Source organism: Tolypothrix sp. FACHB-123 (genome assembly GCF_014697075.1).
In the GTDB taxonomy this organism is placed as follows: domain Bacteria; phylum Cyanobacteriota; class Cyanobacteriia; order Cyanobacteriales; family Nostocaceae; genus Aulosira.
This window is the reverse complement of sequence record NZ_JACJRE010000003.1, coordinates 102,532-113,753: the sequence shown is the minus strand read 5'-3', so window position 1 is coordinate 113,753 and position 11,222 is coordinate 102,532. Positions and strand designations below refer to the sequence as shown.

Below are 11,222 nucleotides of genomic sequence, written 5' to 3'. Positions count from 1 at the left end.
ATCACCAATTCACCACGCCCACAGACTAGAAACCTAGGGCGAATATTTTTGTATTCCTACCGACATTCACCAACTCAATCTGACAATGAATATTACTCATCTAAAATCAGCCAAAATCCTCAAAACTGAACCCTTCTGGCTTTTAAGCATTGCTGCTGGGTTAGCTGCAATTTGTCTTACCTTAGTTTGGAAAGCTCATGATGTCGGCCATTTAGGCATGAGTATTTTATTTTTCTTCGCTATTGGCTCGATATTGTGGGATAAACGCCATACATTTAACTTTGAAAGTGATGTTTTCTCTAGTATTCTCGGTTGGCTAATAATTAGTTGGGTATTATGGCAAAGTACAACTCATAATTTAGGATATGTTATTCGTCTTTTCCCCTTAGCTTCGGCTGTGGGTGTGGGTTTATTAGCTTCTGGCTTTAGGGGGTTAAAGCAATATTGGGAAGCATTTACTATTCTATTTTTTCTAGAAATACCTAGCGTACTTGCTGAGTTATTGTTAGATATTTCCCCTTTGAGTGCAAAATTTGCTAGCCTGCTTTTATGGTATTCAGGCTTTGATGTTACCCTGAAGGGGGTATATATTCATCTGCCAACAGGTAGTGTCAAAGTAGTTCCAAGTTGTTCTGGTATCGACACTATCAATTATCTCTTAGGTATATCAATTATTGCGTTGGTGATGTTCCCGATCGCTAAATACAAGCGAGTATTTGTGTCGCTGTTTGCGATGTTTTTAGGCTTTTTTCTCAATGCAATTAGAATTGCTATATTAGCCGTGATGGTAGGCACAAATGAGGCGGCTTTTCATAGTTGGCATGGTGGAAATGCTTCCTATTCTTTTGGTGTATTTGGCATTTTAATTTTTGGTGTAATCTATATGTTGATTTTGCGACAAGAAGAGCGACAAATGCAAAAGACGGAACAATCTTGATGGGGTTGACGGTTGACCCTTCGACTTCGCTCAGGGTTGACTGTTGACTGTTGACAGATAAATTTATTTTTTGGAGTTCTCTGAGTAGAAGCTTGCGGTGCATTGCGCTAGGCGACAACACCCCTACTCAAAGTCATACCAATTTGAAAAAAGAATAGGACAGATGGTAGTGGCATGGCAATGCCATGCCCTCTAGAATATAGTGATGTGCCGCTTGAGTGAAAATTAATTAAGCTCTTGCTAATAAGGGTGCAGCAGCTAATAAAGTTTTTGTATAAGGATGCTGAGGATTAGCAAATATTCGTTTTGTCGCACCTATTTCGACAATTTTACCGCCATTCATTACGGCAATGCGATCGCATAAAAATCTCGCTAACCACAAGTCATGGGTGATAAACAGATAGGTTAGCTCAAATTCTTGCTTTAACTGCAACATTAAATCCAGTACTTGTGACTGAACGCTAGCATCTAACATACTCACAGGTTCGTCACAGATTAATAGTTTAGGACGAGTAATCAAAGCACGAGCGATCGCAACTCGCTGCTGTTGTCCCCCAGATAAATCAGAAGGATAGCGCTGATAATAAACTTCTGCGGGTGTTAAACCGACTTTTTCTAACATCCACAATACTTCTTCTTTAGCTTTAGCCGCATCCGCGAGATTGTGAATTAATAAAGGATCGCCTATACTTTGCCCTACCGTCATAGCTGGGTTAAGACAAGCATGGGGATCTTGAAACACCATCTGCATTTGTCGCCGGGAAGAACGTATTTGTTGACGGGATAATTTAGTTAATTCCTGTCCTAAAAATTCGACTTTACCACCAGTAGGTTTAATTAATTGCAAAATTGTCCGTGAAAGGGTGCTTTTACCACAGCCAGATTCCCCCACTAATCCCAAGATTTCCCCAGGATACAATTCCAAATCAATTCCATCGACAGCTTTTATTGTTTGACTTTCTCTTTTAAATAATCGCTCAATAAAATTCGGTTCAATAGTGTAATGCTGCTTGAGTTCGCTGATACGCAAAATTGGCGATTCTGCTTCTGGGTTGGGAACTTGCTGCTGTTCATCATTAGCGAGAATTAATTCCCCGCTATCATCAACCGCTTGGATATGTAAAGCTGCTTGTAAAAGCGATCGCGTATATTCGTGTTCTGGATGACGAAATACCGTTTGCGTTGCCCCCATTTCCACCATTTTACCTTGGTACATCACGCCAATGCGATCGCAGTATTCCGCAACCATTGCTAAATCGTGGGAAATCAACAGCAAACCCATGTTTTCCTCCCCGCACAATCTAGTTAATTCCTGCAAGATTTGGGCGGAAACCGTAACATCTAAGCTGGTAGTCGGTTCATCAGCGACAATTAACTTGGGATTGAGAAGTAAAGCTAAAGCGATCGCTACCCTTTGCCGCATTCCCCCGCTAAACTCATGGGGATACTGATTCCACCGACTCGCCGGAATTTTTACCTTTTCTAAAGTTGCGATCGCTTTTTCCTTGGCTTGTGCTGCTGATAATTCTGGTGCGTGCGCTTGGAGTGTTTCAACACAATGTTTACCAATAGTCATCAATGGATCGAGGCGCGTCATCGGATCTTGGAAAATTAACGCCACCGCTTCCCCGCGAAACTTGCGCATTTCTGGCGGTGTTAAATCAAATACGTTCTTCCCCTGGAATCTTGCTGTCCCTTCAATCCTACTAGAGCCAGGTAGCAACCGCATGACAGCCCGCCCCAAGGTTGATTTCCCACAACCAGACTCCCCCACCAAGCCCATTCTTTCACCAGCTTGCAGTGTAAAAGATACATCATCTACAGCCCATTTAAGTTCTTCTCCACTCGGCTGAGGATAAGCAACGCGCAGATTTTCTACAGAAAATAAAGCTTCACTCATAGTTTTTTATCGGCTTGCGCCATGAGTTTTTATATTTGCAAATTTAGGCTAGTCTAGCAGATTAGTAAAACTCGTTTGCGGTTCATACTCTTCGGGTATTTTAAATTTCATAGTTGGGTTTCATCCGGTTCCAGCAATTCCAGAACCAGAGATGAAAAACTCAACTCATCACGAGAAAATCACACAACCAAGCATGAAAATTTCTCTCCCCCCTAGTCCTTAGTTCCTAGCCTCTTAAATTAGATTTCTTTGTCGGCTGGTTTAGTTTATTATCTCTTTCTGGTGCTAAAGTTTTGACTAACTCAGTCATGGACATAATTACCGTTGCGATTCCTCCTATACATAAGGAAGTTAAAATTGCTGTTGCGAGGATGATTTCAGTCGGGCTGTAACCGTCGCGCATCCAAGCAGAAGGTTTTTCTATTGTTGGGGAAGATGTGGTAATTAATTGTGAGGTTTGGGTAGATGGTTGAGAGTTGGTAGAAGTTTGTAAAGAAGTAGTCATGGCGTGAATCTCCGCTCGGTTAACTGTTTTTATGGTATTTCTGTCCTTAAAGCCGGAAATTCCTGACAAATAGAGATAAGGTAGAAATTAAGTAGAAGATAAGTAGAATCAACCTCTTTTCCGAATGCAAAATTTGCCCTCATCCCCCAACCCCTTCTCCCTCAGGGAGAAGGGGAGTGAATTTCAAAGTCCCTCTCCCAAGCTTGGGAGAGGGATTTAGGGTGAGGGCAAATTATTCGCACCAGAAGTCTAAATCAAGTAAAATTTTTCAGGCTGTCTATGCAATGGGATGAGTTTTTAAAACAAGAAGCTGCTACTCATGAGTTATCCCCAGAGCAAACAGCAGCCTTTTTAGCCAGGTTACAGGCTGAAAACTCAGGTAAAAGTGAAGCGAAACTCGCAAGCGAGATTAATATTGGTGCAGCTGCTTTCAAAAAGCGGATGACTGAGGTGTATGACAAGTTTGCTCAGAGTTGTGCTGAGTTAGCTAGCTCTAAACGTGGAAAGCTAGAAACATTAAAGGCTTACCTAACAGCAAAATATAACGGTAACGATATTCCCCGTGCTCAAACAACAAAAGAAATTCATCATAATATTCCCTTGAGTGGGGTAACAAAGTTTGTCGGACGAGAAACGGAATTGCAAAACCTCCATCGATTGTTGCAGGAAAATCAACAGGTAGCTATTGCGGCTATTGCAGGAATGGGTGGAGTCGGAAAAACAGAACTAGCACTGCAATATGCGAATTTGCACCGCGTCACTTATCAAGGCGGAATTTGCTGGTTGTCTGCATTACAGGATGTGGGGGTGCAATTGGTGCAGTTTGCGCGTAATCAACTGCAATTAAACCCCCCAGATGATTTAGATTTAGTTGGGAGAGTGCAACACTGTCTAGAAAAATGGCATCAGGGTGAGGTTTTACTGGTAATTGATAACGTTACAAACTATCGAGACGAAGTTAGGTGTTATTTAGAGTCTGTTCCTTCTCGGTTTAAGCAGTTAATTACCACGCGGGAGAAATTACAACCGCCAATAGTGCGATTAGATTTAGATGTGCTGACACCACTAGCGGCGATGCAGTTATTAAAATCTATAGTTGGTAGAGAAAGACTGCGGCGTGAGGCGTTAGTTGCGAGAAAACTTTGTAAATGGCTGGGATATTTACCCTTAGGTTTAGAATTAGTCGGGCGTTATTTGTTAGGTGATGAAGAATTAACCCTAGCAGAAATGCTGCAAGACTTGGAAAAAGAGCGTTTAAAGCATGAGGCTTTAGAAGAAGTTCCCCAAGAAATGGTTGTGAAGTTGGGTGTTGCGGCTGCTTTTGAGTTAAGTTGGCGACGGTTGCGAGAAAATGCTCAACATTTAGGCTGTCTTCTGAGTTTATTTGCTTTAGCTCCGATTCCTTGGGAATTGGTGGAGAGTGTAACAATAAATAATGCGGCTCAAGATTGGAAAAAAGCTAGACGAGATTTGTTACAGTTGCATTTACTCCAGCACAAAGGTGAGGGAATTTATCAACTACATCCCCTGCTGCGGGAGTTTTTCCAAGATAAGCTGACAGGTTTAGAACAAGCAGAGGAATTTAAGCAAAGTTTTTGCTGGGTAATGGTAGCAGTTGCTAAAGATATTCCTGACACTCCCACACTTCAGCAAATTAAGGATGTAGCCCCCGCTATACCTCACTTGGTAGAAGTAGCGGATAATCTCATTCAGTATGTAAGCGATGATGATTTAATTTGGGTATTCGTTGGCAACGCTCGATTTTATAATGGTCAAGGATTGTATGATCAAGCAGCACCTTGGTTTGAGCAGTGTCTAGAATCTACTAAAAAACGCTTGGGTGCAGAACATCCAGATGTTGCAACTAGCCTCAACAACCTAGCGTTACTCTACGCTTCCCAGGGACAATACAGCCAAGCCGAAGCGTTGAACATCCAAGCTTTGGAATTAATGCGACGCTTGCTCGGTGAAGAACATCCTGATGTTGCAACTAGCCTCAACAACCTAGCATCACTCTACGATTCTCAAGGAAAATACAGCCAAGCTGAAGCCTTGAACATCCAAGCTTTGGAATTAAGGCGACGCTTGCTCGGTGAAGAACATCCTGATGTTGCACAAAGCCTCAACACTCTAGGGGGACTGTACTCTTCCCAAGGAAAATACAGCGAAGCTGAACGCTTGTTTATCCAAGCTTTGGAATTAGTGCGACGCTTGCTAGGTGAAGAACATCCTAATGTTGCTATTACCCTCAACAACTTAGCGGGACTCTACCGTTTCCAAAGAAAATACAGCCAAGCTGAAGCTTTGTGCATCCAAGCTTTAGAATTAAAGCGACGCTTGCTAGGTGAAGAACATCCTAATGTTGCAACTAGCCTCAACAACCTAGCGGGACTTTACCGTTTCCAAAGAAAATACAGCCAAGCTGAAGCTTTGTGCATCCAAGCTTTAGAATTAAAGCGACGCTTGCTAGGTGAAGAACATCCTAATGTTGCAACTAGCCTCAACAACCTAGCGGGACTTTACCGTTTCCAAAGAAAATACAGCCAAGCTGAAGCTTTGTGCATCCAAGCTTTAGAATTAAAGCGACGCTTGCTAGGTGAAGAACATCCTAATGTTGCAACTAGCCTCAACAACCTAGCGTTACTCTACAATTCCCAAAGAAAATACAGCCAAGCTGAAGCGTTGAACATCCAAGCTTTAGAATTAAGGCGACGCTTGCTCGGTGAAGAACATCCTGATGTTGCACAAAGCCTCAACAACCAAGCGTTACTCTACGCTTCCCAAGAAAACTACAGCCAAGCTGAACCCTTGTTCATCCAAGCTTTAGATATTTGTGAGCAACGGTTAGGAGTAAATCATCCTAATACTGTAACTGTGCGTAAAAATTTAGCATATTTGCGCGACTCTTTGAAATCACAACAGTAAAATTCAAGTTCCGAACCTCATTATTCAAGCTTCTATCTCCAAGTTCCGAGTTCCGAACTCGAAGTTTCATGTTCTGAACTCAAAGTTTCGTGTTCCGAACTCGAATGTTCAGGTTCCAAACGAGAACGTTCTTGTTCTGAGGTGAAATCATGGTGTTCTGAAGGCGAAAGTTTGTGTTCTAAACGAGAACGTTCGTGTTCTAAGGGGGAATAATGATGTTCAGAGTGCGATCGCTCCTGTTCTGAGGGAGAATCATGGTGTTCAGAGTGCGATCGCTTTTGTTCTAAGGGAGAATCATGGTGTTCAGAGTGCGATCGCTTTTGTTCTGAGGGAGAATGATGGTGTTCAGAGTGCGATCGCTTTTGTTCTAAGGGAGAATCATGGTGTTCAGAGTGCGATCGCTTTTGTTGTGAAGTTAGAAAATGGGTAGGTTGGGTTGAGGAACGAAACCCAACAAGCCCTCGCAAATGTTGGGTTTCACTTCGTTTAACCCAACCTACTATTTATCTTTTCAAACATTCTCTAAGAATCAGAATTTGAACTTTGATTTTCTGAAGTTACTGTTGATTGTGCATCCTGATTTTTAACTTGATTTTGTAAAGCTTTACCAAGAACGTAAGAAGTACTGCTAATACCTAATAAACCTAAAATTTGATCGGGAATATTTGTCGGGAAAGCTGGTGGCTGACTGCTAGTAATAATTAGGACTAAACTCATGGAGATTACAAAAGTAAATATTAATAACTGAAAACGTGCGAGGCTAGCATCACCTGAACTGTCACTAATCAGATTATTCAGATTAATTCCTCTTTTTTTCTCAGCATTATAATTCCAAGTACCTTCCCAAATAAATATGAGAATGAAGACTTCTAAAACTACCAAAAAAAATGTCAGAGTAAAACCAATAACCAGCGCCAAAATTATAAAGTCTTTTTGCACCTCAAACACGCTCTGACCTCCGCTGTTTCAAAACTGTAGAGAACTTACTCCAAAGGTAGACAAAATTACTTCCTCCTAATGCAAACAAAAATTCTAAGGGGATTGGCGGCATAGTACAAGTTACATGCTTCAATTTGCAAATATTTACGCTATGCAATACATTCAACAGATAGTAAGCCGCAAATATCAAAGTAATTAACAATAGCTGCAATCTTTCTAGACTATATTGATTATTAGTTTTGTTAGCTAATATTTTTTTGAAATTAATCTTATTTTTGCATATAAAAAAACTAATTGAGGAAATTAATCCTAGCATAAACAGCCAAAATGCTAACTGAATCAACTGAGATAGAAAGTTGAATCCCCATTGAATTTCCAAAATAAACCTCTTCTAAATTGCTTTGAAGACAGTTAATCACGAAAAAATTTCACGACCAAACATGGAAATCTCGCTTTCCCATGCCCAATACCCAATGCCCATTTTCAAGCTAGTTAACATACTAAGGGCTGAATTATATTTTTATACAAAAGGTCAGATAAAATTTATTTTTAGATATAAAAGTTAGCTAACCTTAAAAATTATTCACTTAAACTTCTAGCAAAATAATAGCGATCGCATACCCAAGAAAACAACACTAAGGCTTAAATACTCTTATGCAAAGGTTTCTACAATTTCTCATATTTAGTTCCTGAAGATACATCTTGCAATATCTATTATGTATTAGCGTTTACATTACTTAAAAATTTGCTATGTAAAGTCTTAGAAATTACAGAATTCAACTATCATCAACAATCTTAGAAAGCGGTATTTTCGCAATTTTATCTGTGAATAAATCAGTGAATTGAGCAGTAATATTTACTTTATTACTCCCCTATTTCGCTTAAATATCAAAATAAATCAATCAGTGCTAATTTTTAACTAATCGTTAAAACCTATATTTATCAGTGTTTGTAGCTATAAAACAAGAATTACAAATAATTAATATTGTAATTTCTTATCATTATTTTATACCAATAGACATAGTCCAAAATCAGGAAATATTGCACAAAAGTCAGATATTTAGGCCAATTCTGCGCAAATTTGTCAGAATAGAATTTACCTGCAAAAGTACGTTTTGCAAGGAGTCTCATCTCTATTTCACTACAGAAAGGTAAAAGTATCATGCAGACAACTTTAGAAGTAGTTCAGGCTGCTGTGAATGCGCATCAAAATGGCACCAAAACCCTCGACCAAGCCATCAAAGAAGCTATTAATGAAGCGCGGACAACCTGCGATCGCACAGGCGATAATTCCCCTAATTGTGCTGTAGCATGGGAAATTGTGGAAGAATTGCAGGCTGAAAAAGCCCATCAACAGCAAGCCAAAAAACGCAAAACCGATTTAGAAAGCTACTGCGAACAGCATCCAGAAGCAGTTGAGTGCTTGATATACGATGTTTAATAGTTTGTTAATTTTCTCTCAAATTAGCGATCGCTGATTTAGTGATATGCTGAATTGCTTCTAAATTAGGCGATGGTGTTTCGCCATCCATTCTCAACCATAAAAGATACTCGATATTCCCCGCAGGCCCGGTAATTGGCGACCAAGTTAAACCTTGATATTTCCAGCCTAACGCTTCCGCCGCTTGCAAAACCTGGAAAATTGCGTCTGCATGGTCGTTTGGGTCGCGCACCACGCCTTTTTTACCAACGCGGGATTTACCAACTTCAAATTGTGGCTTGATTAATAATACTGCTTCCCGTGGTGCTTGGGTGAGTTGCCACAAAGCTGGCAAGATTTTCGTTAAGGAAATAAACGAAACATCAACCACTGCTAAATCGGGAATTGCATCGGTTCCGCCATACAATTGCTGTGGTTGTAGTTGGCGTAAGTTGGTACGTTCCCGCAAAATTACCCGCGAGTCATTGCGCAATCGCCAGTCAACTTGTCCGTAACCGACATCAATACCGTAAACTTGTTTAGCTCCAGCTTGTAGCAAACAATCGGTAAAACCACCTGTAGAAATCCCCCCATCTAGACAAATGCGTCCTTCTACAGGAATTGCAAAGTTTTCTACAGCTTTCGCCAGTTTTTCACCGCCTCTAGAAACAAAGCGCGATCGCTCTTTAAGCTGAATATCAGCAGTAATATCAACTTCTGTACCCGGTTTATCTACAACCTGTTGATTCACGCTGACTTCCCCCGCCTGAATGAGTCGCTGTGCTAAGGCGCGAGAAGTACATAAATTTCTTTCTACTAATAGTGTGTCGAGTCGTTGTTTAGCCAAATTAACTAGATTGTCATGAGCATTTTCTATTGTGCCGGATTTGGGACAATCGCAGTTATCTTCATCTGTGTTCCTTTAGGTTTCCCAGAAACGTCACTATAATGACAAGGCTAAGATATGGGGACAGAACATGGCTAAAACAAATTCCTTCGCGATTCTGGCACCTGTTCCGGAGATGCACTTGCTGTCTGCCTTGGAAACAATGGAAAAGCTAGAAAATGAACTCAACGATGAAACAATTAAAGTCGCTTTTGGTAGCATGGCTTTTGAAGTTTTTCGGAAGGCGGATGAATTACGTGGAGATAAAGAAGTAGAAGTATTAATTTATGCTTCTAACTGTGTTAATCAACCGCTAAACTCAGAAGCTGCTTGGCAAGGTTTATATATTGGTCATGGAAATTCGCGCAATGGGAGATATGCAGGTAAATCTCAGTTTCGTCCGCCATCGACTTTAACTGATAAACCGACTTGGGCAATTTTTTGGGAAGTCAAAGAGTTAAAACCTTTAAAATCACCCATCGCTGTAGCTGCTTTAAAAGCTTTAGGTAAAAAAACTAACTTTACCTCTCGATTCATTCCCGAAGGGCCGTTACTGATTGAATATTATTAATTTTTGTAACTAATTTTCCTCGCCACAATATTCACTCTTGGGGAATTCAAAATTTTACAATTCAAAATTGAAGACCCCCATTGATATTTTTTTATCAGCAAAATTGCTCATTGACAAAAGCAGATTAATTAGCAAATCTGCAAATGTTAATTTATGCTTTAATTTTTTAAATAAATCGCGGTTTTATGTATTACGAAAAAAGCGATCGCTCTTGCCAAAAGTTTTGTAGAGCGATCGCTATTGATATTATTAAGGGGTGGACAATTGCCCGCCCCAGAGAGTTAGATATCGGTTTCGCTTAATTCACGAGTGATATGGTCAAATGGCTCATCAACAAAGGCAGTATTAGCCACACCTGCTGCTGCCACTTGTGCCTTGACAATATCCTTCATAATTTGCACGCCACGCACTGTAGGGCCGATGGGTACGCCTAAAGAATTGTAAGTTTCGCGCAACCCTTGCAGTACCCGCTCATCCAATACATTGGTATTGCCAGCCACTAGCGCGTATGTAGCATAGCGCAAGTAGTAATCCATATCGCGCAGACAAGCTGCATAACGACGAGTTGTATAAGCGTTCCCGCTAGGGCGAATCAACTCTGGCAATTCTTCAAATAATTTAGCACCAGACTGCTTGACAATTGCAGCTGCGTTGGAATTGATCACTCCCGCAGCTTGAACTCGTGCAGTACCACTATCAAAGTAGGATTTAAGGCTGTCGAGCGCATTCCGGTCAAAATACCGTCCAACTACGTCATAATTCTTAATTAAAGTTGTTACTGCATCGCGCATTCTGGTTTCTCCCAATCATTAGTATCTATGGTTTGATATTTATCTGGCTGCTTTTATGCACAGTCATTTTTGTGCCAATTACAATATAGATTTCGGCACAAAACAATCTATCCGCTACTTAAGGATTCTATGCCAAAGTTGCCCCCTATGAGATGATATGTTTGAGTTTTGTACAGATGTTACAGAAAGGTTAAATAACTCCCAAACTAGAAGAACTGTAACAAAAACTACAAATTTTCATAATCTCCTATCCTTAGGATATTCCAGGTGTGTCACAATTGGGTTCAGCTCAGCAGGGTCAGCAAGCTTTGAAGATTCTAGATTGAGTTTATTTAATTGGCAGAGAAG

At 40.5% G+C, this 11,222-nt stretch carries 10 protein-coding genes; 4 read left to right on the top strand and 6 right to left on the bottom strand.

Annotation, left to right across the window (positions count from 1 at the left end; translation table 11 throughout):
• Window positions 1-85 precede the first annotated feature (85 nt).
• Window positions 86-937, top strand: a complete 852-nt coding sequence (gene crtA, locus H6G41_RS03025; RefSeq protein WP_190743494.1) for a cyanoexosortase A — start codon at window positions 86-88, stop codon at window positions 935-937.
• A 229-nt stretch (window positions 938-1,166) separates the two neighbouring features.
• On the opposite strand, the gene H6G41_RS03020 is transcribed toward crtA, so the two are convergent.
• Entirely contained in the window at window positions 1,167-2,837 is a 1,671-nt protein-coding gene (locus H6G41_RS03020; RefSeq protein ID WP_190743492.1) for an ABC transporter ATP-binding protein, read from the bottom strand.
• Between the two features lie 226 nt (window positions 2,838-3,063).
• The gene (locus H6G41_RS03015) at window positions 3,064-3,342 is read right to left on the bottom strand and encodes a hypothetical protein (RefSeq protein WP_190743490.1); all 279 of its coding nucleotides are present in this window, start codon (window positions 3,340-3,342) and stop codon (window positions 3,064-3,066) included.
• Window positions 3,343-3,621: 279 nt separating this feature from the next.
• Between H6G41_RS03015 and H6G41_RS03010 the strand changes: the two genes are divergently transcribed.
• Window positions 3,622-6,267, top strand: coding sequence for a tetratricopeptide repeat protein (locus H6G41_RS03010; protein ID WP_190743488.1), 2,646 nt, complete (start codon window positions 3,622-3,624; stop codon window positions 6,265-6,267).
• A gap of 32 nt (window positions 6,268-6,299) precedes the next feature.
• Here the strand turns inward: H6G41_RS03010 and H6G41_RS03005 are convergent, their stop codons facing one another.
• Together H6G41_RS03005 and H6G41_RS03000 are read right to left on the bottom strand one after the other, a co-directional pair.
• A complete protein-coding gene (locus H6G41_RS03005) occupies window positions 6,300-6,734 on the bottom strand; it encodes a hypothetical protein (RefSeq protein WP_190743486.1) in 435 nt (144 codons plus the stop codon).
• Between the two features lie 55 nt (window positions 6,735-6,789).
• On the bottom strand, window positions 6,790-7,215 hold the full coding sequence (locus tag H6G41_RS03000; protein WP_190743484.1) for a hypothetical protein: 426 nt from the start codon (window positions 7,213-7,215) through the stop codon (window positions 6,790-6,792).
• A 1,153-nt stretch (window positions 7,216-8,368) separates the two neighbouring features.
• Here H6G41_RS03000 and H6G41_RS02995 point away from each other — a divergent pair.
• A complete protein-coding gene (locus tag H6G41_RS02995) occupies window positions 8,369-8,647 on the top strand; it encodes a Calvin cycle protein CP12 (protein WP_190743482.1) in 279 nt (92 codons plus the stop codon).
• 7 nt (window positions 8,648-8,654) lie between these two features.
• Here H6G41_RS02995 and H6G41_RS02990 read toward each other — a convergent pair whose 3' ends face one another.
• Window positions 8,655-9,473 carry a TlyA family RNA methyltransferase gene (locus H6G41_RS02990; protein WP_190743480.1) on the bottom strand — a complete coding sequence of 273 codons (819 nt, stop codon included), beginning with the start codon at window positions 9,471-9,473 and terminating at the stop codon, window positions 8,655-8,657.
• A gap of 130 nt (window positions 9,474-9,603) precedes the next feature.
• Here H6G41_RS02990 and H6G41_RS02985 point away from each other — a divergent pair, with 130 nt between their 5' ends.
• Window positions 9,604-10,083, top strand: coding sequence for a hypothetical protein (locus H6G41_RS02985; protein WP_190743478.1), 480 nt, complete (start codon window positions 9,604-9,606; stop codon window positions 10,081-10,083).
• A gap of 281 nt (window positions 10,084-10,364) precedes the next feature.
• Here the strand turns inward: H6G41_RS02985 and apcB are convergent, their stop codons facing one another.
• Window positions 10,365-10,874 carry an allophycocyanin subunit beta gene (apcB, locus tag H6G41_RS02980; RefSeq protein WP_190743476.1) on the bottom strand — a complete coding sequence of 170 codons (510 nt, stop codon included), beginning with the start codon at window positions 10,872-10,874 and terminating at the stop codon, window positions 10,365-10,367.
• Between the last annotated feature and the right edge of the window lie 348 nt (window positions 10,875-11,222).

Excerpts from the sequence above, each read along its gene's own strand:
- crtA (WP_190743494.1), top strand. The coding sequence starts at position 86 with ATGAATATTACTCATCTAAAATCAGCCAAAATCCTCAAAACTGAACCC.
- H6G41_RS03020 (WP_190743492.1), bottom strand. The coding sequence starts at position 2,837 with ATGAGTGAAGCTTTATTTTCTGTAGAAAATCTGCGCGTTGCTTATCCT.
- H6G41_RS03015 (WP_190743490.1), bottom strand. The coding sequence starts at position 3,342 with ATGACTACTTCTTTACAAACTTCTACCAACTCTCAACCATCTACCCAA.
- H6G41_RS03010 (WP_190743488.1), top strand. The coding sequence starts at position 3,622 with ATGCAATGGGATGAGTTTTTAAAACAAGAAGCTGCTACTCATGAGTTA.
- H6G41_RS02995 (WP_190743482.1), top strand. The coding sequence starts at position 8,369 with ATGCAGACAACTTTAGAAGTAGTTCAGGCTGCTGTGAATGCGCATCAA.
- H6G41_RS02985 (WP_190743478.1), top strand. The coding sequence starts at position 9,604 with ATGGCTAAAACAAATTCCTTCGCGATTCTGGCACCTGTTCCGGAGATG.
- apcB (WP_190743476.1), bottom strand. The coding sequence starts at position 10,874 with ATGCGCGATGCAGTAACAACTTTAATTAAGAATTATGACGTAGTTGGA.